Genomic DNA, 23,090 nt, shown 5'->3' with positions numbered 1-23,090 from the left:
TCCTTGGGTCCCCGATTTTCTTGATCTATGAGCTAGGGGTGGGTTTCACATGCCTTTCGAAGACGAGCTCGGCCCGGCGCTGCGGCGTACGGGCGACGCTTTCCACACCGATCAGCAGCGGCTGGCCACGGCCGGGCTCGTCCGGGGCCGCCGGACTCTGCACCGCAGGAGGGCCGCACTCACCGGCGGCGTGGCCGCCGTCGTGCTGGTGGGGGTGGGCGGCGCCTGGGCGGGCGGACTGCTGGGCGGCGCGGGGCAGGTGGCGGGGAGGGCTTTGGTGTCGCCCGGGAGCCCCGCCCCCAGGAGCGGGCACGAGCCCTCGTTCGACGAGGGCTGGATGACGGGCACGCTCAAGCGGCTGCTTCCGGAGGGGAGCGGGGCCGCCGAATTCGGGGGGCGCGGCGCGGAGCCGGACGGGGGGCGGTACGAGGACCCCTATGCCGTGGCCACTCTCGACGACGGCGAGGGCAGGGCGACGCTCGGGATCTACATCCGGCGGGTGGCTCCTCCGGGCCTGGAGGCCCGCAAGCTGGTCACCTGCCCGGACAAGGCGCAGGCCGCCTTCGACGCGTGCAGGGTCGAGAAGCTCCCGGACGGCAGTACGCGCATGACCCTTGAGGGGTACCACGCGAAGTCGTGGGTCACGCCGAAGGAGTTCAAGGAGTGGCATGCGGTGCTGCTCACGCCTCAGGGACTCGTCGTCGACGCGACCGCGAGGAACACGTACCTGGAGAAGACGGGCAAGCCCGCCCGCTCCACTCCCTCGCTCCCCGTCGACCGGTTGCAGGCGCTGGCGACGGATCAGGTGTGGCGGCAGCTCACCGACGAGGTCATCGGGCCTTTCGCGCAGAACAAGGACAGCGGAGCGGCAAAGCCTTGAACGCCGGGGCCTCCTGGGCCCTTCGGCCGCCGGCTCACTTGGCGTCGGCGTAGCACTCCACCGTCGCCACCGTGAACGGGAAGCGCGTCGGGGTTTCGCCGAAGGCGATTCGGCCGGCCAGTTCGCCTGCTGCGCGGATTGCTTCCGCGACGGCTTCCGACTCCTCCGCAGGGCAGTGCACGATCACCTCGTCGTGCTGGAAGAAGACCAGTTCGGCCTTCATGCCGGCGGTGTGGAGCGACTGCCGGAGCGCCGCCAGCATCAGCAGGGCCCAGTCCGCCGCGCTGCCCTGCACGACGAAGTTACGGGTGAAACGGCCTCGGGCGCGCAGGTCGCGCGAGGCGTAGCCGGGGGTGAACTCGCCGTCGGAGGAGGTGGGTTCGGTGGTTTCCTCCTGCGGGATGCCCGCTTCTCCGTCGTCGTCGCCGGACCGGGGTGCGGGCGGGCAGGTGCGGCCCAGCCAGGTCCGTACGAGACGGCCCTCCTCGCCCGCGCGTGCCGCGTCGTCGACGTACGCCACGGCACGCGGGAATCTTCGGCGCATGGCGGCCAGGTTCTTCAGGCCGTCGCCGGAGGTCTGGCCGTATATCGCGCCGAGGATCGCGATCTTGGCGGCGTCCCGGTCGCCGGAGAAGGCGCGGTCGGAGACGGATTTGTAGAGGTCGCCGGGCTGTCCTGCCACCTCCATCAGGCCCGGATCGCGGGAGATCGCGGCCAGTACGCGCGGCTCCATCTGGTCGGCGTCGGCCACCACCAGCCGCCAGCCCGGGTCGGCGATCACCGCCCGGCGGATGACCTTGGGGATCTGGAGAGCGCCGCCGCCGTTGGTCACCCAGCGGCCGGTGACCGTGCCGCCCGGCAGGTACTCGGGGCGGAAGCGGCCGTCGCGCACCCAGTCCTGGAGCCAGCCCCAGCCGTGCGCCGTCTGGATCCGGTAGAGCTTCTTGTAGGCGATGAGGGGTTCGACGGCGGGGTGGTCGATCTCCGCCAGCTCCCACCGGCGGGTCGACTTCACCTTGATACCGGCCTGGGCGAACGCCTTGATGACATCGGCGGGCAGCTCGGGTCTGACCCGGCGGCCGAACGCCTCCGACACCCGGTCCGCCAGCTCCGCCATCCGGCGTGGGTCGCCGCCGCCCGCGTACCGCTCGCCGAGGAGTTCGTCGAGAACGGAGCGGTGGACGTCGGCCCGCCAGGGCAGTCCCGACAGGTTCATCTCGGCGGCGACGAGCATCCCGGCCGACTCGGCGGCGGTCAACAGGCGTATCCGGCCCGGGAGTTCGGCCGTGTCGTGCCGCGCGACCTGGTCCTCGTACACCTGGAGGAGGGCGTCGAAGGGGACGTGGACGGGCTGCGGTTCGAAGAGGGAGGACTGCGAGCCGGGCTCGGCGGCGCGCTGCGGGGGATCGGGCGGCACGGGGAGGTGGCGGAGACGGGCGTACGCGGCCGCCGCCGAGCGGGGTTCGCCCCAGCGGCCCGCGTGGCCCAGGAGGAGGAGCTCGGCGTCCTCGATGTCGTAACAGCGGTCGACGCGGACACCGGCGGCGAGCAGGCGCGGGTAGATCTCGGCGGTGGAGCGCCAGACCCAGCGGCCGACCTCGGGGCGGGAGCGGACGGCTTCCGCGAGGTCCGGTTCGTGGCGCGTCTCACTGGCGGGGCGGCCGTCCCGGGTGAGGGGGACCAGGGCTGCTCCGCCGCCTTCCGTAGAGGCGATGGCCCACCGGTCGTTCATGAGTGTGAGTGTGGCAGGGGGGTCTGACAACGGCGCTTCGGTCCGCCGGGCGGGGCGGATGGGTGGGGCCGCTGGTGTGGGTTCACGTGATCGGCACACTTTCCGCCGCTCGTGGCGCACAACCACTCCCGTACCCCACAGGTCACATTGGGGTGAGCCCGCTGTACCGGAAGAGGAGCCCCCCATGAACCTCCGTCATGTCCTGGCTGCCGCGACCGCGACGGTCGCGCTGTCCGCCCTCGCGGTTCCCGCCGCGCACGCCGCCGGTGACCTGCCCTCGTGCTACGACGTTTCCACCGGGGGCGGCGGGTACGAGCAGAAGCTGATCAAGACGTTCGTGTCGGACATCGAAGGGCCTGTCGTGGGCGGCGGTGCCTGGCAGCCCTTCGAGGTCTCGGTCTCCAGCACGGCGGCCACCGAGCTGACGGGCGTCACCTGGAACCTGTCGCTGTTCCGTCAGACGGAGAATGGCGAGGACCAGCCCGGGCCCTACCTCAACCTGGAGTACAAGTCGCGGGCGACCGGCAAGTGGGTCGCCATGGCAGGCCGTGGCGGTGAACTGGAGGCTCTGGGTCCGCTGAAGCCGAAGGAGACGGTCAAGCTGGACATGCGGCTGCGCGTCACGGCGGACGTGCCCGAGGTGATCGACAACGCGGACGCGGCGATTTCCGCGTACGTCGATGACGTCTACACCAACCCGCACACCGGCGAGACGACTCCTTGCAGGGGGAACGCGGGGTGGATGGACGGATTCGGGATCCAGCAGGCCGGGGCCAAGCCGGAGCCGGAGCCGGAGCCGTCGGGGAAGCCGACCGGGAAGCCCACGGGGAAGCCGTCCGGCAAGCCGACCGGGCGGCCGACCGGAGGGCCGAAGCCGACTGCCACTGCCAAAGCCACCGCCACCGACCGGCCCGGTAAGCCGGGGCCGACGGGGACGGCTGCCCCGTCGAGCGCCGCGCCTTCGCCCTCCGGGGCGCCGGACGCGCAACTGGGCGGGGCGAACGACGCCGGGGGCGGGGCCGCCACCGGGAACCTCGCGTCCACCGGGACGTCCGGTGCGCTGCCGGTCGTGGGGATCGTGGGCGGTGCGGCGGTGCTCGTGGGTGCGGCGGCAGTGGTGGTGGTGCGGCGCAAGGGCCGCGTGTAGCGGTCGCGCCTGGCGCGCGGGCGCGTGTGCGGGACGCGCTGGCGGGAGTCGTGCTCCGGCGCGGGCGCGTGTGGGGGAGTGGTGACTGGCGCGGGCGCGTGCACGCGTGTGCGGGACGCGCATGCCGGAGTCAGCACTCGCCAGGCGCGTGCGGGAGTCGCTTACGTGCACGCGCGTGGCAGGAGGCGTGCCGGGCCTCGCTCCGGATGCCGACCCGTGCTCCCCCTGGCAGGCTCGGTCGCATGCGAGTGGCACTGGCACAGACCGACTGCGTTCTCGGCGACGTCGAGGCGAATCTGCAAGAGGCCCGGGATCAGATCCGGCAGGCCGTTGCCCAGGGGGCCGACCTCGTCGTCTTTCCCGAGCTCAGCGTGCACGGGTACCACCTGGGTGCCCTCCGTCAGGACACCTCCGTCGAGGCGCGCGATCCCCGGCTCATGGAGCTGGGCACGCTCGGTGCGGACGTGGTCGTGGGCTTCCACGAGTACACCAGCATGCGGGCGTACAACACCTCCGCCTACTACTCGGCCGGTGCCCTCGTGCACGCCCACCGCAAGCTCTACCTCCCCAACTACCTCGCCTGGGAGGAGCGCAAGCACGTCAGTCCCGGGCAGTCGCTGCGCGCCTACGACCTGCCGGGCGGGCGCGGGCGGGCCGCCACGCTGGTCTGCAACGACGCCTGGCAGCCCGTGCTGCCGTGGATCGCCGTCCAGGACGGGGCGGAGGTCGTCGTCGTACCCGCGAACAGTGCCGCCTCCCTCGACCCCGAGTCCATGGACACCGGGCTCTACTGGGACAGCCTCCTGTCGTACACCGCGCGCATGCTCCAGTGCTGGGTCGTCTTCGTCAATCGGGTCGGCAGCGAGAACGGGGCCTCCTTCTGGGGCGGCTCCCGCGTCGTCGACCCGCGCGGGATGGTCGTCGCCCAGGCACCCAAGTGGGAGTCCGCGCTCGTCACCGCCGACCTCGACGTGAGCGAGGCCAGGCGGCAGCGCCGTGCCGTGCCGCTGGTGGCGGAGGCCAGGCTCGGGCTGGTGGCCCGCGAGGTGGGACGGCTGATCGACGAGGGCGGGGACAGCTGACCGACGTGCCCGCCGCGGGTGCCGCGCGTGCTGCGACCATTTGAAGGTTGAGGTTCAAGTACGCGCGGAACGAGGAGTGCACCCCCGTGGGACAGTCGCCAGTGGCCGAGCAGGTCGAGAAGGCCGTCGCCGCGGCCGTGTACGCACAGGGCGACGCCGGGCTCGACCTCGGCGCCTCGCTCCTCGCCGCCGCCCCCTGGGACGAAGCCGGGCGCGAGCTGCTGCGGCGCGGCGAGGAGCTGGTGCGGCGGGGCTGGGAGCGGGGCTGGCAGCCGGCCGACGTGGTCCGGCTGGTGCGCAGGGACCTGGCGGAGCGGCACCTCGGCCTCGGGCTGCTCGTCGATCTGATCGCCGCCGAGAACCGGCGCTACGCGCGCGTGCCCGACCGCTGGGCGGCGCAGCTGCGCGAGCTCGGGGTGGCCGGGCCCGTGCCGTGGGGGAGCGACGAGAAGTACGGCGACTGGCTCGTGCGGCGGGAGCGGACCGACCGGTTCGCGCTCGCCACCGCCGTACTGGAGCTGTTCCGGCTGCTGGTGCGGCTGCCGGGGATCGAGCCGGTGGGGCCCGCGCCCGGGGACTCCGTACCGCTGCGGCAGCAGGTCGTGACGCACGACGAGCCGCGCGTACTGACGCGGATCCGGGGGCTGCTGGCGAAGGCCGAGGCGACCGAGTACCCGCAGGAGGCCGAGGCGCTCACCGAGAAGGCGCAGGAGCTGATGGCCCGGCACAGCATCGACGAGGCCGTGCTCGCCGCGCAGGGGGCGCACCCGGACGCGCCGGGGGCCTGCCGGATCGGGGTCGACGCCCCGTACGAGACGGCCAAGGCGATCCTGCTGGACGCCGTCGCCACCGCCAACCGGTGCCGGGCGGTCTGGAACAGCGCCTTCGGGTTCTCCACCGTGGTCGGATTCGAGGGGGACCTGCGGGCCGTCGAGCTGCTCTACACCTCCCTGCTGGTGCAGGGGACCGCCGCCATGACCCGTGCCGAGGCGCAGCAGCGGGCCGGCGGCAGGAAGCGGACCAAGTCCTTCCGGCAGTCGTTCCTGACGGCGTACGCGAGCAGGCTCGGCACCCGGCTGGTCGAGGCCACCGAGCACGTCGCGGACGGGGCGGAGGGGGCCGACGGGTCGCTGCTGCCGGTGCTCGCCGCGAGGGACGTCGCGGTGACCGACCGGGCCGAGCGGATGTTCCCCGAGACCACGGCCACGCGCGTGCGCGGAGTGACCGACCTGGCGGGGTGGGAGCACGGGACGGCGGCGGCGGACAGCGCGAGCATGCCGAAGGCGCGCAAGCCGCTTCGTCCCGGCGAGTGACCCGGCGAGTGGCCCGGCGAGTGACGGAGGCCGCCGAGGGTGTTCACAGGGGTCCGGCGCTCATGAAGGACGAGCAGAGGTAGGGGCCGAGCGGTGCCTCGTCCGCCCCGTCGAGGGTGACCTGCACGTCGTCCGGGCGTACGGAGGGGTCGAGTGCGGCCTGCGCGCGGGCCAGGGTGCACACCCACTGCCCGTTCGACAGCTGGGCGCGGGCGCCGGAGAAGGTGGCGACGGGGGAGGAGAGCGTGAGGCGGGTGCCGGAGCCGGTCACCTCGAACCGTTCCTGCGGCACCAGGGTGGTGAGTCCGCGCCCCTGCTCGGTGGCCGGAGGGCCGGCCATCAGCAACTTCATGACCTCCTGGAACCCCTTCTCCACCTTGACGTCGGGGCGGGTGACGCCCTCCAGGCGGCCGTCCCGCACGTAGTAGATACGGAGGGACTTGGTGAGGCCGGTCGCGGGTTCGCCGCCCTCTATGACGCCGGTGGGCCGGACGCCGCAGCCGGTCGCGAGGGCGAGGACGGCCAGAGCGGCGAGGGCGGCGAGGGCGGTGAGGGCCGTCCCACCGCCCCTGAGTGCGGACTTCCGTACTCCTGTGGTCACTTCTCGTCCTCCGTCGGCAGCGACCGGTACGGCAGCCGCAGCGTGAACACGGCGCCCCCCTCCGGGCGGTTGGCGGCGGTGATCGTGCCGCCGTGCAGTCGGGCGTTCTCCAGCGCGATGGCGGTGCCGAGGCCGCTGCCCTCGGAGCGGGTGCGGGCGCTGTCGGCCTTGTAGAAGCGGTCGAAGACGTGCCCGATGACCTCGGGCGGCAGCCCGGGGCCGTGGTCGGCGACCTCCACCGTGACCCCCTCGAAGTCCTGGGACAGTACGACGGTGACGGGCGGGGCGCCGTGCCGCAGGGCGTTGCCGGCCAGGTTGGCGACCATTACGTCCAGGCGCCGCCGGTCGGCCACCAGTCGTACTCCTTCGGGCAGTTGGGTCCGTACCCGCCCGGCGAAGCCGCGCATCGAGAGGGTGGCGCGGATCGCCTCCCCGAGGTCGAACTCGGTGAGAGTGAGGGCGGCGGCGCCCGAGTCGAAGCGGGACATCTCCATCAGGTCCTCGACCAGCCGGGCCAGCCGGGCCGTCTCGGCGCTCACGCTGCGGGCCGCGCGGGCGGCGTCCGGGGGCAGTTGGTCGGCGTCCTCGTCGAGCACGGTCGCCATCATGGTCATCGCGGCGAGCGGGGTGCGCAGCTCGTGCGACACGTCCGCGACGAACCGGCGGGCCCGCTCCTCCTGCGCGCGCAGCTCCCCGACGGAGGTCTGGAGGGCGTCGGCGGTGGTGTTGAAGTCCTGCGCCAGCTCGGCGAGTTCGTCGCGCCCGCGCACCTCGACGCGGGTGCTCAGCTCCCCGGTGGCCAGCGACCGGGTGGCCCGGCCCAGCTCCCGTACGGGACGCAGTACGGTACGGGCGGCCAGCAGCGCCAGTACGGCGGCGAGGCCCACCACCGGGAGGATGCCGTCGCGCACCGCGTCCAGCAGGGCGGTGGTGTCCTCCTGCTCGGGGAGCAGGCTGGTGACGGCGAAGACCTCCAGGCCGGAGGTGCGCCCGTCGTCGAAGGTGACGGGGGTGCCGACGACCAGATAGGGCCTGTTGTCGTACGTGACGCGCTGGAAGCGCAGCGTCTCGCCGCCGCGCACGGCGGCGCGCAGCTCGGGGGTGACGCGGCTCTCGTCGGCCGTGGTGTCGGAGACGGCCTTGAGGTCCCGGTAACGGGTGATGACCAGGGGCGCACCGCCCAGCCCGTCGCTGACGGAGCCGGCGAGCCGGGCGAGCGAGCGGGTGTCGGGCGGCATGTCGAAGTCGGGCGCGACCCGGCCGACCCGCTCGCGGAAGTCGGTGACGAAGGAGTCCTGCGCGCGCTTGAGCACGGCGGTACGGGACTCCCGGTAGGCGAGGGCGGTCGCCGTCACCGCACTGACGAGCGCGACGAGCACGAACACGACGAGCAGCCGGGTCCGGAGCCCTCCGAGGACCCACAGCCGCCGCCGGGCGGTCGCACGCGCGCGTGCACGAGGGCTGGGCTCCGTTGCCTCCTGCACCCCCGTCACACCGGTCCGAAGCGGTAGCCGAAGCCGCGCACCGTCTGGACGAAGCGGGGTTTGGCGGGGACGTCCTCCAGCTTGGCGCGCAGCCGGCCGACCGCCGCGTCCACCAGCCGGGAGTCGCCCAGGAAGCTGTGGTCCCAGACGGATTCGAGGAGTTGCTCGCGGCTGAGGACCCGGCCGGGCGAGGCCGACAGCTCCAGCAGCAGGCGCAGTTCGGTGGGCGGCAGCGCGACCGGGGTGCCGTGCTTGGTGACGGTCAGCCCGGCGCGGTCGATCACCAGCCCGGCCAGGCCCGCGGCACCGGCTCCGGGGCCCTGCCCGGGATCCGCCGCCGCCATGGAGGGTTCCGCGCGCCGCAGCGCCGCCCTGATCCGCGCCTCCAGTACGGGCGCGGTGACCGGCTTGACCACGTAGTCGTCGGCGCCCGCCCCCAGCCCGTCCACGATGTCCTGGTCGTCGCCCCGGGCGGTCAGCATGATCACCGGCAGGGCGGTGGTCCGCGCCCGGATGCGGCGGCACACCTCGAAGCCGTCCATGCCCGGCAGCATCAGGTCCAGCACGGCCAGTTCGACCCTGTCGCCGCCGGGGCCCGCCAGGAGGGCGAGGGCCTCCTCGCCGGTGGCGGCCGTGTCGACGCCGTACCCGTGCCGGCGCAGCACGAGCTCCATTCCGTCCCGTACGGACGCGTCGTCCTCGATGAGAAGTACATGCGGCATGCGGTCGATTATGTGCGGCCGGTGGGCCGCTCGGGCGTCTCCACGATCGGCGAACTCGCAGGCCGGGGGCATTGTTACGTTCTCATCATGTGGCCATGGAAGGCTCATCATGTGGCGCTTCGACAGTGCTGCCATGATCACTTCGAACATCTCCCGCATGCGACTGGCCGCCTTCGTGGCCGCGCCGGTGCTCGCGCTCACCGTCGCCTGCGGCGGGGGCGCCGACGCCCCCGGGAAGAACGACGTCGCCTCCGTGCCCGAGGCCCCGGCCGACACCGCGTCGAAGGGCGGCGCGGACGGTGCGGACAGCGGCCCGGAGAAGAGCGGGCAGAAGAGCGGGCAGCCCGCCGCCGGGAAGAGCGCCTTCTTCGACGCCCAGCTGAAGTACGTCCAGTGCATGCGCACCAAGGGAGGCGTCAAGGACTTCCCGGACCCCAAGCTGAGCGGGTATCTCGACTGGCCGAAGATCGACGCGATCACCGACCCGAACGGCAAGGGCGAGGAGCAGAAGGGCGGCAAGAACGGCGCCTGCGGCCCCGAGATGTCCGAGGCCATGAAGCAGGAGCCCCGGCGCGACGCGCAGAAGGACTACGAGTCGATGCTCGCGCACGCCAAGTGCATGCGGGAGAACGGCGTATCGAAGTTCACCAACCCGGTCATGTCCGGCGGCAACGTGATGCCCGGCGGCGACCCCAACCCGACGAATCCGTCCTTCGACCGCAAGTCCCCGGCGTACAAGCAGGCCCGCGAGGCGTGCACGACCAAGCTCCTCGACGGCCTGGACGGGATGCAGTAGATGAAGCGTCGCACCGTCTTCGTCACGCTCGGCGCGGTCGCAGTCCTCGCCGCCGCGGGAGCCGCCCTCCCGCTCCTGAACGGCGGCGGTGACACCGGCGCGGACAGCGGGAGCAGCCTGCCGTCCGCCACCGCGCCCCTCACCCGCACCGACCTCGTGCAGTCCAAGACCGTCGACGGCAAGCTGGACTTCGCGCAGCGCCGCGCGGTCAGGGCGGCCGTCGAGGGAACGGTCACCGTCGCCGCCGTCGAGGGGAGGACGGTCACCGCGGGCCAGGCGCTGTACGAGCTGAACGACAAGCCCGTCACGCTGCTCTACGGGCCGGTGCCGATGTTCCGCGAGATGAAGGCGGGCGACCGGGGCAGTGACGTGCTCCAGCTGGAGCGCAATCTGCGGGCGCTCGGGTACGGCGCGAAGCTGTACGTCGACGTGCGCTACGACAAGGCCACCGAGGCCGCCGTCAAGCAGTGGCAGAAGTCCCTCAACCGGGAGACCACGGGCCGGGTCGGCAGGGGCGACGTGGTCTTCCAGCCGGGCCGGGTCAAGGTCGTCTCGGCGGACGCCGCACTGGCCGACCAGGTCGGCGCGGACAAGACCGTCCTGACCGTCGCCTCCACCAAGCCGGTCGTACGGGCGCAGCTCGACCAGGGCGACACCGCGCTCACCACCAAGGACACCAAGGTCGAGGTCACGCTGCCCAGCGGCAGGACAGTCAAGGGCAGGGTCGCCGGTACGGTGCGTCCCGAGGACTCCGGCGCGGAGGCGGCGGGCGGTGGGGGCGCCAATGGTTCTGGCGGCGGCCAGAACGGCATCACCGTCGAGGTCGTCCTGGACGGCGGTGCCTCGGCCGCGTCCGGCGAGGACGCCAGGGCGTCGGCCAGCGTGAAGTTCGTCAGCGAGAGCCGCAAGGGCGTGCTGGCGGTCCCGGTCGAGGCGATCGTCGCCCTGCGCGGCGAGAGCGGCGGCTACGGACTCCAGTTGGTCCAGGGCGGTACGTCGAGGATGGTGCGCGTCGAGACCGGCATGACCGCCGACGGGCGGATCGAGGTCAGCGGCCCGGACCTGCGCGAGGGCCTGAAGGTGGGAGTGGCGAAGCAATGAGCGCCGCAGACCCCGCACACTCCGCCCCCGCTCCCCCCGTCGTCGAACTCCGCGCCGCCACCAAGTCCTACCCCGGCGGGGTCCACGCCCTGCGCGGCGTGGACCTGACGGTCCGCCGGGGCGAACTGGTCGCCGTCGTCGGCCCCTCCGGCTCCGGCAAGTCGACCGTGCTGAACGTCATCGGCACCCTGGACAAGCCCACCACCGGCACCGTCCGCGTCGCCGGGTACGACGTCAACGACCTGACCGACGCCCAGCTGTCCGCACTGCGCGTCCGCCACATCGGCTTCGTCTTCCAGCACTTCCACCTGGCGGCCGGCCGCGACGCCGTCGACAACGTCGCCGACGGCCTCCTCTACGCGGGCGTACCCCTCAGGGAACGCCGGGCACGCGCGCGCGTGGCCCTGGAGCGGGTCCGCCTCGGCCACCGCCTGGACCACACCCCTGGCGAACTCTCCGGCGGCGAGAAGCAGCGCGTGGCCATCGCCCGCGCCCTGGTCGGCGACCCCACCCTGCTCCTCGCGGACGAACCCACCGGCGCCCTCGACACGGCGTCCGGCGAGATCGTCATGGACCTGATCCACGAGCTGAACGCGGCGGGCACCACCATCTGCGTCATCACCCACGACAACGAGATCGCCGACTCGCTGCCGCGCCGCATCCGCTTCCGCGACGGCGAGGTCGTCGCGGACTCCCGTACGCCCGCCGTCCCCCGTACACATCCCGAAGAGGTACGTCGATGAACGGCGAGCGCATGACGCCGAAGGGCGAGCGCATGACGCCGAACGGCGCGCGCATGACGCTGAAGCCCGCCCGCCTCGGCCCCCGCGACGTCCTGCGCGTCGGCGCGGTCGGTCTGCGCGCCCGGCGCGCCCGCGTCGTCCTGTCCGCGCTGGGCATCGCGATCGGCATCGCCACGATGGTCGCCGTCGTCGGCCTCTCGGAGTCGAGCCGCGCCGACCTGATGGCCCAGCTCGACCGGCTCGGCACCAACCTCCTGACCGCCGAGAGCGGCAAGGACGCCCTCGGCCAGGACATCAAGCTGCCGAAGACGGCGGTCGCGATGGTCGAGCGCATCGGCCCCGTCGAACACGCCACCGCCACCGCCGACGTCGACGCCCGTATCCGCCGCAGCGACGTCGTCCCCGAGGAGCGGACCGCGGGCGTCACCACCCAGGCGGCCCGCCCCGACCTCCTCGAAGCGCTCAACGCGCGCGTGGCCAAGGGCGTCTGGCTCAACACCGCCAGCGAAGACCTGCCGGTCACCGTGCTGGGCGCGGTCGCCGCCGAACGCCTCGGCATCACCGAGCCCGGCGAAAAGATCATGATGAACGACGAGTACGTGGTCGTCGTCGGCATCCTCGGGCCCATCGAACTGGTCCCCAACCTGGACCGGGTGGCGATGGTCGGCTTCCCGGCGGCCGAGAAGTACTTCCACTTCGACGGCCACCCCAGCACGGTCTTCGAGCGCTCCACGGACGCCTCGGTGGAGGACGTACGGGCGGTGCTCGCCCGCACCGTGAACCCGGGCAACGAGGCCGGCGTCAAGGTCTCCCGCCCCTCCGACGCCCTCGCCGCCAAGGCCGCCACCGACAAGGGCCTGACCACCCTGATGCTCGGCCTGGGCGCGGTCGCCCTGCTGGTCGGCGGGGTGGGCGTCGCCAACACCATGGTCATCTCCGTACTGGAACGCCGCCAGGAGATCGGCCTGCGCCGGGCGCTGGGCGCGACCAAGGGCGCTGTCCGGCTCCAGTTCCTCACCGAGTCGCTGCTGCTCTCCGCCCTCGGCGGGGCGGCGGGCGCGGTACTGGGAACTGCCGCGACCCACGCCTTCGCGTACGCCCAGGGCTGGATCGCGGTGGTCCCGCCGTGGTCCCTGGCGGGCGGTCTCGGTGCCACCCTCCTCATCGGCGTGGCCGCGGGCCTGTACCCGGCGGTCCGGGCGGCCCGGCTGCACCCGACGGTGGCACTGAACGCGACGTAGCCCCGGGCGTGACCCCGGGTGGCTCCCGGCGTGACCCCGGGGAGATCCGCCCCATTGATCCACTTGATCCACTTTGAGCTCACGGCGATACCCTCGACCCATGAGCTGGCTGAAGGCCCTGAAGCACACCGCCCGCTCGGGCCTGACCGTCGAGCGCAAGCGCCTCGAACCCCTCATCGCCGCCCGGGCGGCCCTCGGTCTTGCGCTCATCGTCGGCGTCAGCCTCCAGCTCTTCGGGCCCGCCGTCGCGGTCAGCTCCGCGTTCGGCGCGTTCCAGGCCGCCATCGCCACCTTCCAGCGCAGCTGGCGCACCCGGCCCGTGCTGGCACTGGCCTCCGGGGCCAGCCTCGCGGTCTCCACCTTCATCGGCTACCTCACCGGCGCCCACCTGGCCCTGTTCATCTGCCTCCTCGCGCTCTGGACCTTCCTCGCGGGGATGGCCTGGGCCGTGGGCCCCACCGTCGGGCTGATCGCGGGCTCCAACGTGGCGATCATGCTGATCACCGTCACCCTCCCGACCTCCGTCCCGGCCGCCGCGGGCCACGCCGCGATGATCATGTTCGGCGGGATCGTCCAGGCGGCGCTGATCGTGCTGCTGCCCGTCCGCCGCTGGGGCGCCCAGCGGGACGCACTGGCCGACGCCCTGGCCGCCGAGGCCGACTACGCGCGCCGGCTGCGGCACGACCCCGTCGCCCCGTTCGACCCCGAGCCCCTGATGAACGCCCGCGCCGCCGCCGCCATCACGCCCCGCCAGGCCCGCCGCCGCCCCGCCGAGCTGCACGGCACCCGGGGCCTCGCCGAGCGCATCCGCCCGGTGCTCGCCTCGCTCGCCGACCCGGCCCTCGGGGTCCCGGCGGAGGGCGAGGAGCGCGCCCGGGTGCACGAGCTGCTGGCCGCCGCCGCGTCCACGCTGGACGCCGCCGCCCGCGCCGTCCGGCACGGCGAGCCGGTGACCATGTCCCCGGCCGCCACCGCCGTGCTCGCCGTACCCAAGGAGGGCGCCGTCCTGACCGGGCCCGCCCGCCGCGCGGAGGCCCGCCTGATCACCCTGCTGCGCGACGTCGTCGAGACCGCCAGGGGCGCCGGCAGCACCAACAGCCGGCGCCGCGCCCCGGAGTCGGACAGCCCCGAGCACCGCACCGCCGTCCGGGCCGCCCAGAGCGCCGCCCGGCAGGCCGCCCGCAAGGTCGCCCACCCGTTCTCCCGGCACCCCGGCCACCGCGACACCCCCGACGACCACCTGCACCGCCCGACCGTCCTCGAACTGGTCCCGGTGGCCGTGCGTGCGATGCGCGGCGAACTGCGCGGCGGCTCCCCGGTGCTGCGGCATGCCCTGCGGGTGTCCGTGGTCTGCGCCACCAGCTACCTCGTCGGTACGTGGCTGCCGCTCGGCCACGGCTACTGGGCGCCGATGGCCGCCGTGATGATCATGCGGCCCGACTTCTCGCAGACGTACTCCCGTGCCGTCGCCCGCTTCGGCGGCACCCTCCTGGGCGTCACCCTCGCCTCGGTCCTGGTCCAGCTCGCCCACCCGGGCGTCGAGCTGTCCGCCGCGCTCGCCGTCTGCTGCGGGTTCCTGATGTTCCTGCTGATGCGCACCGGGTACGCGGTCAGCCAGGTCTGCGTCGCCGCGTACGTGGTGTTCCTGCTCGGCATGGGCGGCCTCCAGTGGACCCAGACCGTCCCGGAGCGCATCGTGCTCACCCTGGCAGGCGGCCTCCTCGCGATGCTGGCGTACGCCGTCTACCCGGCCTGGGAGACCCCACGGCTGCGCACCCGTCTCGCCGACTGGCTGGTGGCCGACGGGCGGTACGCCTCCGCCGTCCTGCAGCGGTACGCCGATCCGGCCGGCGCTCCCGGCGATGCCGTACGGGAGGCCCTCCTCGGCACCCGGGAGGCCCGCGTCGCCTGGCAGAACGCCGTGGAACGGGCCGCCAACGAGCCCGTCAGGCACCGCGGCCTGTCCCGCTCCGCCGCCGCCGACGCCCCCGACGCGCTGGCCCAGCTCGCCCGCGTGGCCATGCTCCTTGAGGCCCATCTGCCCGCCCGCGACACCAGCCCGGTGCCCGCGGCGGCCACCCTCGCCGAAGCACTCCGCAGCGACGTCGACACGGCGGCCCGCGCCGTGCGCGAGCGGCGCGCACCCCGGTGGGACGCCTTCCGGGCCGCACTGGAGGGCTGGGACTCCGAGGACACCACCAGCGGCGCCAAGGTCGTCCGCAAGGGCGCCGGGCTCCTCCTCGAAGCGCTGGGCGAACTCACCGACGCCCTCGACGCGGAAGGGCCGCGCCCCAAGGGGAGCGCGGCCCGCAGAACCACCGTATGAGCTAGGAACCCGGCAGCTTCGGCGGCGTCGGCAGCCCCGACGGGAAGTCCGTCGGCACGCCCTCGGGCAGGCCGCCGCCCGCCGCCTTGGTGAACTTGTCCTCGATGCCGCTGCCCTCCCACTTCACCGTGAGGGTCTTGCCGTCACCGCTCGCCGTCACCGCGCCCTTGGCCCGGTCGGTGTTGCCGTTGGGGCACTTGAGGTCCAGCGTGACCGCACCCTGGCGGGCCACCCGGCCCGTGCACAGGCTCTCGCCCGCGATGCCCGCCATGTCGCCCTGGATGGTCAGCACGACCAGCTTGCCCTTCGAGGTGGCGGTCCAGGAGCCGGAGACGTCCCCGGCCCCGGCGTCCCCGGCGGGCGGCGCGCTGGGATCGCCCGAACCCTGGCCGGAACCGGCACTCGCACCGGCCCCGGCGCTCGCCGCGCCGTCCGTGGGCTTGGCCTTGTCGTCCTTGCCGCCGTCGCTGCTGCACCCGGTCAGCAGCAGTGCCGCCGCGAGCGCGGCCGTCCCGGCGACGGTACGTATGTGCTGATGCACTCCAGACTCCCCATGTTGGTCGGACCGTTGGTCTGTGGAAGGAACGCGTCAAGCTACCAGGGCGTCTAGACGAAGAAGTGAGGACGTGAAGCAGGTCCGGAGCAGCACGTCGGCACGCTGCCCTTACGGCCAACCGATTCTGTAGTCAAGAGGCCACCCCGCGTGCACGTGCATCTGCCCATGCATCGGCAGATGAACGCAGCTATGATCCGGGTCAGTTGACAGTTCGACAGCCAATGACAGCAACAGCGGTGAACGCGAACGGTGAACACCAGCAGTTGACGCCAGCAGTTGACACCAGTACTTCCGGGAGCGACCTGTGCACCACGCATACAACGGCATGGCGGCCACAGAGCTTCACGGGGTGGTCTGGCAGAAGAGCAGGCACAGCAACTCGCAGGGATCCTGCGTGGAGTTCGCGAAGCTCCCCGGCGGGAATGTGGCGGTGCGCAACTCGCGACATCCCGAGGGTCCTGCCCTCGTCTACACGCCGGCGGAGATAGAGGCGATGCTGCTCGGCATCAAGGACGGCGAGTTCGACCACCTGACGGCGGGCAACTAGCCGCTCAAAGGAGGCTGTTCAGCAGGGGGCTGTTCACTCGCCGCCGAGGCGGAACAGCGCCCACACGACCTTTCCGTTGAGCGTTCCGGCCAGGGGGTGCCACCCCCAGCTGTCGCTGAACGAGTCCACCAGGAAGAGCCCCCGCCCGGATTCGGCCGAGAAGTCGTCGCTGTCCCGCACGGTGGGGCCCGCCAGGCTGGGGTCGCGCACCGCGCACACCAGCCGTGAGTCCCAGTGCATCAGGTGCAGCCGCACCGGCGGATCGCTCTCGCGGGCCGGGGAGGCGTGCCGCAGCGCGTTGGTGACGAGTTCCGAGACCACCAGCGCGACATCGTCGAAACGGTTCTCCAGCCGCCACTGACAGAGCGTGGACCTGGTGAACTTCCGTGCCCCGCCCACCGCTTCGTATCTCGCGGGCAGCGCACAGGACGCCGATCCCGACACCGACGAGGGGTCGATGGGAGGCAGGCCCTGCCGTAACGGCACGAGCATGGTCGATCCATTCGTCCCCATGCGAGGCACTCCCGGGTGTCGCGGTCGCGGCGAGAAACAGCGGTGGACATGCGTGGGTGGTCATACGTGCGCGCGGACCATGGTTCCGAATGCGCACAGCAGATGCAAGGGCAGATGCACGTGCACGCGCCGGACTTGAACAACAGAGTGCCGTTTCTTGCTCATTTCTTCCTCGAACCACTTTCACACCCCTGCCATTTCCGTAACCGAATGAGTACGGGGAGAAGCGTTTTGATGGCAGACTTCGGCCCTCGGGACCCTGGGGGAGGGCCTCGCGCACAGATGACCGAGAGGGAGGGCCGGAGAAGTGACCGCAGGCGAGTCGAGCGGATCCGTGGTGCGGCGCATCCTGCTGGGCTCTCAGCTCAGGCGCCTGCGCGAATCGCGCGGCATCACCCGCGAGGCGGCCGGCTACTCGATCCGTGCATCCGAATCGAAGATCAGCCGCATGGAGTTGGGACGGGTGAGCTTCAAGGCCAGGGACGTGGAGGACCTCCTCACGCTCTACGGGGTGACCGACGGAGCGGAGCGCGACGCACTGCTCGCGCTGGCGAGGGAGGCGAACCTCGCGGGGTGGTGGCACAGCTTCGGCGACGTACTGCCCGGCTGGTTCCAGACGTACGTGGGACTGGAGGGCGCGGCCTCGCTCATCCGGATCTACGAAGTCCAGTTCGTCCACGGCCTGTTGCAGACCGAGTCGTACGCGCACGCCGTCGTCTCGCGGGGCATCCCGCACGCCACCGCCGCCGAGGTGGACCGCCGCGTCGCCCTGCGCCTGGAGCGGCAGAAGGCACTCGTCTCCGAGCGGGCCCCGCACTTCCACGCCGTGCTCGACGAGGCCGCGCTGCGCCGTCCGTACGGTGACCGGGAGGTCATGCGGGGGCAGTTGCAGCACCTGATCGACATCTCCGAGCGGGACAACGTCACGCTCCAGGTGATGCCCTTCAACTTCGGCGGCCACGCGGGCGAGAGCGGCGCGTTCACGCTGCTGCGCTTCCCGGAGTCCGACCTCTCCGACCTGGTCTACCTGGAACAGCTGACCAGCGCGCTCTACCTCGACAAGCGCGAGGAGGTCACCCAGTACGAACGGGTGATGAACCGCCTCCAGGAGGACTGCCCCAGCCCCTCCGCCACCCGGGACGTCCTTCGCGGACTCCTCCAACTGACCTGATCCACATGAACATTGACGGAACCTCAGCCTCCCCGCGAACATCAGACGTCACAGAGACTCACACGGAGGCTCACGCGGGGACGCATACGGGGATACGGCAGTGGTAGACCAAAGGGATCGCATGTCCTTCTTCACCGACCTGGCCCACCAGTACATCGACGGCGAGTGGCGGACCGGCAGCGGCTCGTGGGACATCATCGACTTCAACCCGTACAACGGGGAGAAGCTGGCCGCGATCACCGTCGCCTCCACCACGGAGGTGGACGACGCCTACCGCGCCGCCGAGCGCGCCCAGCGGGAGTGGGCGGCCGTCAACGCGTACGCCCGCCGCGACGTCGTGGAGAAGGTGCTGCGCCTGGTCGAGGCGCGCGAGGACGCCATCGTCGCCGCGATCACCGAAGAGGTCGGCGGCACGGTCGTGAAGGCGACCTACGAGGTCCGGCTCGCGATGGAATTCCTGCGCGAGGCAACGCAGTTGGCCACCCTGCCCGAGGGCCGCATACTCGCCTCGCCGGTGCCCGGCAAGGAGAACCGGGTGCACCGGCTGCCGGTCGGCGTCATCGGCGTCATCAGCCCCTTCAACTTCCCCTTCCTCACCGGCATCAAGGCCGCCGCCCCCGCCCTCGCCCTCGGCAACGCGGTCGTCATCAAGCCCAACCAGAACACCCCGGTGGTCGGCGGCGGCCTGATCGCCCGCCTCTTCGAGGACGCGGGCCTGCCTGCAGGCCTCCTCAACGTCCTGATCACGGACATAGCCGAGATCGGCGACGCGCTCCTGGAGCACCCCGTCCCCAAGGTCATCGCCTTCACCGGCTCGGACCGCACCGGACGCCACGTCGCCGCCGTCGCCGGCGCCCGCTTCAAGCGCGCGGTCCTCTCCCTCAGCGGCAACAGCGCCCTGGCCGTCCTCGACGACGCCGACGTCGACTACGCGGTCGACGCGGCCGTCTTCAGCCGCTTCGTCTCCCAGGGCCAGGTCTGCATGGCCGCCAACCGGATCCTGGTCGACCGCGCCGTCGAGGCCGAGTTCACCGAGAAGTTCGTCGCCAAGGTCCGCACCCTGCGCACCGGCGACCCGGCCGACCCCGCCACCCAGCTCGGCCCCGTCATCAACACCTTCCACGCGGACGCCCTCACCGGCCTGGTCGACACGGCCCTCGCCGAGGGCGCGACCGCTCTCGTACGGGGTGCTACGCGCGGCAACCTCGTGGAACCGACGGTGCTGACCGGCCTGCCCGAGGGCTCGCCCATCCTGGAGCAGGAGATCTTCGGCCCCGTCGCCCTCCTGCTGCCCTTCGAGGGCGACGACGAAGCGGTACGGATCGCCAACGACAGCCCGTACGGCCTGTCCGGCGCCGTCCACACCGGCAACGTCGAACGCGGTGTCCGCTTCGCCCAGCGGGTGGACACCGGAATGATGCACATCAACGACTCGACCATCCAGGACGACCCGCTGGTCGCCTTCGGCGGCGAGAAGGCGTCGGGCATCGGCCGGATGAACGGCGAATCCACGGTGGAGGTCTTCACCACCCACAAGTGGATCTCCATCCAGCACGGCCGCTCGGAATTCCCCTTCTGAAGTTCCCCTGCCGGCCGCGCATTGCGGACAGCAGTTGTCCGCAAGCCGCCCTAACGTAGTCCTTGTTCCCACCGTTTCCACCGAGGATCCGTTCACCGAAGGGCGGCCGTCATGGTCCTGCACGTCAGCGCCGAGAACTGCACCGACGAGGTCTCCACCCTCCTGGCCTTCCTGGAGGAGCAGCGCGCCGGTCTGCGCAACGCACTGCGCGGACTGAGCGACGAGCAGGCGGCCACCAAGCCCAGCGCCAGCGAGCTCTCCCTCTCCGGCCTGCTCAAGCACCTCACCGAGGTGGAGCAGAACTGGTTCAACCTGGCCGGCTGCGACATCGCCCCGCTCCAGCGCACCGAGGCGGACTGGGACGAGAGCTTCCGGCTCGTCCCCGAGAAGGGCGAGACGGTCGCCGGTCAGCTCGCCGCGTGGGCCGAAGTGGCGCGCCAGGGCGAGGAGTTCGCCCGCGCCACCGATCTGGACACCAGCTTCTCGCTGCCGGACGCCCCCTGGTTCCCCAAGGAGGACGTCACGCTGCGCTGGGTCCTGCTGCGCCTGATCACCGAGGTCGCCCGGCACGCGGGCCACGCGGACATCATCCGCGAGACCCTGGACGGCAAGAACTCCTACGAACTCGGCGAGTAACGCCAAGTCGGTTTCGGTCCCGGCCACTTACGGGCCGATGAGCGCCTCCCCGAGCTCCTCGGCCCGCCGCAGGTCGTCCCGTACGCCCTCCCGCTCGGCATCGGTGAGCACCACGCCCGCCGCCCGCGCCAGCAGCTCCCGGGCCCGCTGCGGCTCCTCCAGCCGCTGGGCGACGTCGGCCCGCAGCACCAGCAGCTGTACGAGCTGCCCGGCGGTCGGCGTCTCGTCCTCGACCGCCAGTGCGCGGTCGAGGACCTTGGCGGCCCCGGGGAGGTCCTCCTTGGAGTCGACGAACAGCGCCCCGATGTGCAGCGCCTTGGCGAAGGTCTCCCGGGGCGGCGGGCGGTGGCTCGGGTCCTCGCTGATCGGCTGCCCGATCCGGATCGAGTTGCCGCCGGGGTCGGTCATCAGGAACTGCCGCACCCCGTAGCTCATGTCCTTGAGCGGCCCGATGCGCGGGAGGCCGCGCGCGGGGATCCTCCCGTAGAACTCCTTCAGCCCGGCCCTGAAGGCGGCGAACAGGCCCTCCACGTCGTCGGTGAGCACGTAGGCGCCGGAGAACGACCCGGCGGGGTCGTAGGCCTTCATCGCGAAGAACTGGAGCTCGATGTCGCCGCGCTCGACCACGGCGTACGGATAGGGGCTCTTCTGGAGGAACGTCGTCTCGAAGCCGAGCGCGGTGTAGAAGTCGACGACCGGCTGGATGGTCTGGCAGGGCAGCAGCGGAATTGTCTTGTCGGCCATGCCCACCACTCTAGTCAACTTTGACTAATGCTGCCCGTGAATCGGCCGGACTCTTCTGCTTGCACCTCACGCGACGTGAGGACACATGCTGAGGGACGTACCGAAGAGAGGGAGCCGACAGCCATGAGCCACGCCGTGGGACGGGTCGCCGAGGTCGCGGGAGTGACCGTACGGACCCTGCACCACTACGACGCGATCGGCCTGCTCTCGCCGAGCGGACGCAGCAGCGCGGGACACCGCCGCTACAGCGACGAGGACCTGGACAGGCTGCAGCAGATCCTGTTCTACCGGGAGCTCGGCTTCCCTCTGGACCAGGTGGCGGCCCTCCTGGACGACCCGGCAGCGGACCCGCGGGAACACCTGCGGCGCCAGCACCGGCTGCTGTCCGAGCGGATCAGCAGGCTCCAGGAGATGGCCGCCGCCGTAGAAACCGCGATGGAGGCAAGGAAGATGGGCATCAACCTCACGCCCGAGGAGAAGTTCGAGGTCTTCGGCGACTTCGACCCCGACCAGTACGCGCAGGAGGCCGAGCAGCGCTGGGGCGGCACCGAGCAGTGGCGCCAGTCGCAGCGCATCACCGTGAACTACACCAAGGAGGACTGGCAGCGGGTCACCGACCGCTTCAACGCCTCGCACCAGAAGATCGCCGCCCTGATGGCGGCCGGGGTCCCGGCGGACTCGGCCGAGGCGATGGACGCCGCCGAGGAGCACCGCCTCGTCATCGCCAGCGACCACTACGACTGCTCGCACGAGATGCACGCGAACCTCGGCGAGATGTACGTGGCCGATGAACGCTTCACCGCCACCTACGAGGCGATCCGTCCCGGTCTCGCCGTATACCTGCGCGACGCGATCCTGGCCAACGCCCTGCGCCACCTGTAACCGGGGAGCGAGAACAGGACAGGGCGCTTTGCGTTGGTCTGCGGGCAGGGCACCCTTGAGGGAACCGGGGGAACCCGTACCCCCTCACGCGCGTTGGTAGTTTTGGCCCGCCCACCGCAGACGATCAGACCTGGAGTCCGGAACTCGTGAATACGCTTGCGCTAGGACCGGCCTGGCTCGACCCGGACTATCTGCTGAACACGTTCGGCCTCTGGGGACTGCTGGCCATCGTCTTCGCCGAGTCCGGCCTGCTCATCGGGTTCTTCCTGCCCGGCGACTCCCTGCTCTTCACCGCCGGCCTGCTGGTCACCACCAACAAGCTGGACACCCCGCTGTGGCTGCTCTGCCTGCTGATCGTGCTGGCGGCGGTGATCGGTGACCAGGTCGGCTACCTCTTCGGCCGGAAGGTCGGCCCGGCGCTCTTCCGGCGCCCGGACTCCAAGATCTTCAAGCAGGAGAACGTCCAGAAGGCCCACGAGTTCTTCGAGAAGCACGGCCCGAAGGCACTGATTCTGGCCCGCTTCGTGCCGATCGTGCGCACCTTCACGCCGATCATCGTCGGCGTCAGCAAGATGAACTACCGCACGTTCATCACGTACAACATCATCGGCGGCGTCCTGTGGGGCGCCGGGGTGACCCTGCTGGGCGCGGCGCTCGGCAACGTGGAGTTCGTCCACAAGAACATCGAGTACATCCTGATCGCCATCGTGCTGATCTCGGTGATCCCGATCGTGATCGAGGTGCTGAAGGCCCGCAGCCAGTCCAAGAAGGCGGGCCCGAAGCCCACCGAGGACACCACCCAGGGCAGCCAACAGCACCCGCACGCCCCAAACCAACCGCACCAGCCCTACCCGGCGCCCCAGCCGCACCAGGCGAACCAGCCCTACCGGCCGGACTCGGCGCACCAGGCGAACCAGCCCTACCGGCCGGACTCGGCGCACCAGGCGGACCAGCCCTACCGGCCGGACTCGGCGCACCAGCCGCACCAGCCGCACCTGGCGCACCAGCCCAATTCGGCGGACCAGCCCTACCAGGCAGACCAGCCCTACCCGGCGGATCAGCCGTACCAGCCGAACCAGCCCCACCAGCCGAACCAGCAGCCCCCGGCCCCGCCGCAGCGCGGTCGTCACGCCAAGCGGTAACCGGCAGCACGAACGGCGCAGCACGTAGTACGCACGACGAAGGGGCGGGGGGGGAGAACAAGGCCCCCCCCCCCCCTCCCCCCCCACCAAAACCCCAAAAACCCCCCTCCGCTTCCCCTCCCCACCAGGGCCATCCCCCCCGGTGCCCAGAA

General features: G+C 71.8%; 22 protein-coding genes. 15 read left to right on the top strand and 7 right to left on the bottom strand.

The window, feature by feature from the left end:
* Positions 1 to 49: 49 nt before the first annotated feature.
* Positions 50 to 880 carry a hypothetical protein gene (locus tag ACZ5PB_RS28785; protein WP_468695022.1) on the top strand — a complete coding sequence of 277 codons (831 nt, stop codon included), beginning with the start codon at positions 50 to 52 and terminating at the stop codon, positions 878 to 880.
* Positions 881 to 914: 34 nt separating this feature from the next.
* Here ACZ5PB_RS28785 and ACZ5PB_RS28780 read toward each other — a convergent pair whose 3' ends face one another.
* A complete protein-coding gene (locus ACZ5PB_RS28780) occupies positions 915 to 2,612 on the bottom strand; it encodes a bifunctional 3'-5' exonuclease/DNA polymerase (protein WP_468695020.1) in 1,698 nt (565 codons plus the stop codon).
* A gap of 184 nt (positions 2,613 to 2,796) precedes the next feature.
* Between ACZ5PB_RS28780 and ACZ5PB_RS28775 the strand changes: the two genes are divergently transcribed.
* From ACZ5PB_RS28775 to ACZ5PB_RS28765, 3 genes are all read left to right on the top strand, one after another.
* A complete protein-coding gene (locus tag ACZ5PB_RS28775; protein WP_468695018.1) occupies positions 2,797 to 3,759 on the top strand; it encodes a hypothetical protein in 963 nt (320 codons plus the stop codon).
* A 242-nt stretch (positions 3,760 to 4,001) separates the two neighbouring features.
* Positions 4,002 to 4,841 carry a nitrilase-related carbon-nitrogen hydrolase gene (locus tag ACZ5PB_RS28770; protein WP_468695016.1) on the top strand — a complete coding sequence of 280 codons (840 nt, stop codon included), beginning with the start codon at positions 4,002 to 4,004 and terminating at the stop codon, positions 4,839 to 4,841.
* Positions 4,842 to 4,927: 86 nt separating this feature from the next.
* Positions 4,928 to 6,154: a DUF2786 domain-containing protein gene (locus ACZ5PB_RS28765; RefSeq protein WP_468695015.1), complete on the top strand. Its 1,227-nt coding sequence runs from the start codon at positions 4,928 to 4,930 to the stop codon at positions 6,152 to 6,154.
* Between the two features lie 43 nt (positions 6,155 to 6,197).
* Here ACZ5PB_RS28765 and ACZ5PB_RS28760 read toward each other — a convergent pair whose 3' ends face one another.
* From ACZ5PB_RS28760 to ACZ5PB_RS28750, 3 genes are read right to left on the bottom strand one after another with little or no spacing between them, the layout of a single operon-like run.
* The gene (locus ACZ5PB_RS28760; RefSeq protein ID WP_468695013.1) at positions 6,198 to 6,755 is read right to left on the bottom strand and encodes a GerMN domain-containing protein; all 558 of its coding nucleotides are present in this window, start codon (positions 6,753 to 6,755) and stop codon (positions 6,198 to 6,200) included.
* Positions 6,752 to 8,239: an ATP-binding protein gene (locus tag ACZ5PB_RS28755; protein ID WP_468695012.1), complete on the bottom strand. Its 1,488-nt coding sequence runs from the start codon at positions 8,237 to 8,239 to the stop codon at positions 6,752 to 6,754. Before ACZ5PB_RS28755 ends, ACZ5PB_RS28760 begins: the two co-directional genes overlap by 4 nt.
* A 5-nt stretch (positions 8,240 to 8,244) precedes the next feature.
* The gene (locus tag ACZ5PB_RS28750) at positions 8,245 to 8,961 is read right to left on the bottom strand and encodes a response regulator transcription factor (RefSeq protein ID WP_468695010.1); all 717 of its coding nucleotides are present in this window, start codon (positions 8,959 to 8,961) and stop codon (positions 8,245 to 8,247) included.
* Between the two features lie 133 nt (positions 8,962 to 9,094).
* Here ACZ5PB_RS28750 and ACZ5PB_RS28745 point away from each other — a divergent pair, with 133 nt between their 5' ends.
* The 5 genes from ACZ5PB_RS28745 to ACZ5PB_RS28725 all read left to right on the top strand — a co-directional run bounded on the left by ACZ5PB_RS28745 (position 9,095) and on the right by ACZ5PB_RS28725 (position 15,168).
* Positions 9,095 to 9,757 (top strand): hypothetical protein, encoded by a 663-nt coding sequence (locus ACZ5PB_RS28745; protein ID WP_468695008.1) that lies wholly within the window; start codon positions 9,095 to 9,097, stop codon positions 9,755 to 9,757.
* On the top strand, positions 9,758 to 10,858 hold the full coding sequence (locus ACZ5PB_RS28740) for a peptidoglycan-binding protein (protein ID WP_468695007.1): 1,101 nt from the start codon (positions 9,758 to 9,760) through the stop codon (positions 10,856 to 10,858).
* The gene (locus tag ACZ5PB_RS28735) at positions 10,855 to 11,601 is read left to right on the top strand and encodes an ABC transporter ATP-binding protein (RefSeq protein ID WP_468695006.1); all 747 of its coding nucleotides are present in this window, start codon (positions 10,855 to 10,857) and stop codon (positions 11,599 to 11,601) included. The genes ACZ5PB_RS28740 and ACZ5PB_RS28735 overlap by 4 nt, the downstream gene beginning before the upstream one ends.
* A 32-nt stretch (positions 11,602 to 11,633) precedes the next feature.
* A complete protein-coding gene (locus ACZ5PB_RS28730; RefSeq protein ID WP_468695303.1) occupies positions 11,634 to 12,842 on the top strand; it encodes an ABC transporter permease in 1,209 nt (402 codons plus the stop codon).
* A gap of 100 nt (positions 12,843 to 12,942) precedes the next feature.
* Entirely contained in the window at positions 12,943 to 15,168 is a 2,226-nt protein-coding gene (locus ACZ5PB_RS28725; RefSeq protein ID WP_468695004.1) for an FUSC family protein, read from the top strand.
* A gap of 1 nt (position 15,169) precedes the next feature.
* Here ACZ5PB_RS28725 and ACZ5PB_RS28720 read toward each other — a convergent pair whose 3' ends face one another.
* Positions 15,170 to 15,709: a hypothetical protein gene (locus tag ACZ5PB_RS28720; protein WP_468695003.1), complete on the bottom strand. Its 540-nt coding sequence runs from the start codon at positions 15,707 to 15,709 to the stop codon at positions 15,170 to 15,172.
* Positions 15,710 to 16,028: 319 nt separating this feature from the next.
* On the opposite strand from ACZ5PB_RS28720, the gene ACZ5PB_RS28715 reads away from it, so the two are divergent.
* A complete protein-coding gene (locus ACZ5PB_RS28715; protein WP_468695002.1) occupies positions 16,029 to 16,271 on the top strand; it encodes a DUF397 domain-containing protein in 243 nt (80 codons plus the stop codon).
* A gap of 33 nt (positions 16,272 to 16,304) precedes the next feature.
* On the opposite strand, the gene ACZ5PB_RS28710 is transcribed toward ACZ5PB_RS28715, so the two are convergent.
* Positions 16,305 to 16,784 carry an ATP-binding protein gene (locus tag ACZ5PB_RS28710; RefSeq protein ID WP_468695000.1) on the bottom strand — a complete coding sequence of 160 codons (480 nt, stop codon included), beginning with the start codon at positions 16,782 to 16,784 and terminating at the stop codon, positions 16,305 to 16,307.
* Between the two features lie 307 nt (positions 16,785 to 17,091).
* Here ACZ5PB_RS28710 and ACZ5PB_RS28705 point away from each other — a divergent pair, with 307 nt between their 5' ends.
* The 3 genes from ACZ5PB_RS28705 to ACZ5PB_RS28695 all read left to right on the top strand — a co-directional run bounded on the left by ACZ5PB_RS28705 (position 17,092) and on the right by ACZ5PB_RS28695 (position 20,170).
* On the top strand, positions 17,092 to 17,955 hold the full coding sequence (locus tag ACZ5PB_RS28705) for a helix-turn-helix domain-containing protein (protein ID WP_468694999.1): 864 nt from the start codon (positions 17,092 to 17,094) through the stop codon (positions 17,953 to 17,955).
* Between the two features lie 121 nt (positions 17,956 to 18,076).
* Positions 18,077 to 19,534 (top strand): aldehyde dehydrogenase family protein, encoded by a 1,458-nt coding sequence (locus ACZ5PB_RS28700; RefSeq protein ID WP_468694997.1) that lies wholly within the window; start codon positions 18,077 to 18,079, stop codon positions 19,532 to 19,534.
* Positions 19,535 to 19,645: 111 nt separating this feature from the next.
* A complete protein-coding gene (locus tag ACZ5PB_RS28695; RefSeq protein WP_468694996.1) occupies positions 19,646 to 20,170 on the top strand; it encodes a DinB family protein in 525 nt (174 codons plus the stop codon).
* A gap of 27 nt (positions 20,171 to 20,197) precedes the next feature.
* Here the strand turns inward: ACZ5PB_RS28695 and ACZ5PB_RS28690 are convergent, their stop codons facing one another.
* On the bottom strand, positions 20,198 to 20,914 hold the full coding sequence (locus ACZ5PB_RS28690) for a bleomycin resistance protein (protein ID WP_468694994.1): 717 nt from the start codon (positions 20,912 to 20,914) through the stop codon (positions 20,198 to 20,200).
* A 123-nt stretch (positions 20,915 to 21,037) separates the two neighbouring features.
* Between ACZ5PB_RS28690 and ACZ5PB_RS28685 the strand changes: the two genes are divergently transcribed.
* Both ACZ5PB_RS28685 and ACZ5PB_RS28680 read left to right on the top strand, forming a co-directional pair.
* A complete protein-coding gene (locus tag ACZ5PB_RS28685; protein WP_468694992.1) occupies positions 21,038 to 21,796 on the top strand; it encodes a MerR family transcriptional regulator in 759 nt (252 codons plus the stop codon).
* 146 nt (positions 21,797 to 21,942) lie between these two features.
* Positions 21,943 to 22,938, top strand: coding sequence for a DedA family protein (locus ACZ5PB_RS28680; protein ID WP_468694990.1), 996 nt, complete (start codon positions 21,943 to 21,945; stop codon positions 22,936 to 22,938).
* The last annotated feature ends 152 nt before the right edge of the window (positions 22,939 to 23,090 follow it).

The organism is Streptomyces sp. NPDC032721 (genome assembly GCF_055579625.1).
The sequence above is the reverse complement of the archived record's forward strand: the minus strand, read 5'-3'. Positions and strand labels throughout refer to the sequence as shown.

What these genes read in the sequence shown, in the direction of transcription:
- ACZ5PB_RS28785 (WP_468695022.1), top strand. Translation starts at nt 50, where the DNA reads ATGCCTTTCGAAGACGAGCTCGGCCCGGCGCTGCGGCGTACGGGCGAC.
- ACZ5PB_RS28780 (WP_468695020.1), bottom strand. Translation starts at nt 2,612, where the DNA reads ATGAACGACCGGTGGGCCATCGCCTCTACGGAAGGCGGCGGAGCAGCC.
- ACZ5PB_RS28775 (WP_468695018.1), top strand. Translation starts at nt 2,797, where the DNA reads ATGAACCTCCGTCATGTCCTGGCTGCCGCGACCGCGACGGTCGCGCTG.
- ACZ5PB_RS28770 (WP_468695016.1), top strand. Translation starts at nt 4,002, where the DNA reads ATGCGAGTGGCACTGGCACAGACCGACTGCGTTCTCGGCGACGTCGAG.
- ACZ5PB_RS28750 (WP_468695010.1), bottom strand. Translation starts at nt 8,961, where the DNA reads ATGCCGCATGTACTTCTCATCGAGGACGACGCGTCCGTACGGGACGGA.
- ACZ5PB_RS28745 (WP_468695008.1), top strand. Translation starts at nt 9,095, where the DNA reads ATGATCACTTCGAACATCTCCCGCATGCGACTGGCCGCCTTCGTGGCC.
- ACZ5PB_RS28740 (WP_468695007.1), top strand. Translation starts at nt 9,758, where the DNA reads ATGAAGCGTCGCACCGTCTTCGTCACGCTCGGCGCGGTCGCAGTCCTC.
- ACZ5PB_RS28735 (WP_468695006.1), top strand. Translation starts at nt 10,855, where the DNA reads ATGAGCGCCGCAGACCCCGCACACTCCGCCCCCGCTCCCCCCGTCGTC.
- ACZ5PB_RS28730 (WP_468695303.1), top strand. Translation starts at nt 11,634, where the DNA reads ATGACGCCGAACGGCGCGCGCATGACGCTGAAGCCCGCCCGCCTCGGC.
- ACZ5PB_RS28725 (WP_468695004.1), top strand. Translation starts at nt 12,943, where the DNA reads ATGAGCTGGCTGAAGGCCCTGAAGCACACCGCCCGCTCGGGCCTGACC.
- ACZ5PB_RS28710 (WP_468695000.1), bottom strand. Translation starts at nt 16,784, where the DNA reads ATGGGGACGAATGGATCGACCATGCTCGTGCCGTTACGGCAGGGCCTG.
- ACZ5PB_RS28700 (WP_468694997.1), top strand. Translation starts at nt 18,077, where the DNA reads ATGTCCTTCTTCACCGACCTGGCCCACCAGTACATCGACGGCGAGTGG.
- ACZ5PB_RS28695 (WP_468694996.1), top strand. Translation starts at nt 19,646, where the DNA reads ATGGTCCTGCACGTCAGCGCCGAGAACTGCACCGACGAGGTCTCCACC.
- ACZ5PB_RS28690 (WP_468694994.1), bottom strand. Translation starts at nt 20,914, where the DNA reads ATGGCCGACAAGACAATTCCGCTGCTGCCCTGCCAGACCATCCAGCCG.
- ACZ5PB_RS28685 (WP_468694992.1), top strand. Translation starts at nt 21,038, where the DNA reads ATGAGCCACGCCGTGGGACGGGTCGCCGAGGTCGCGGGAGTGACCGTA.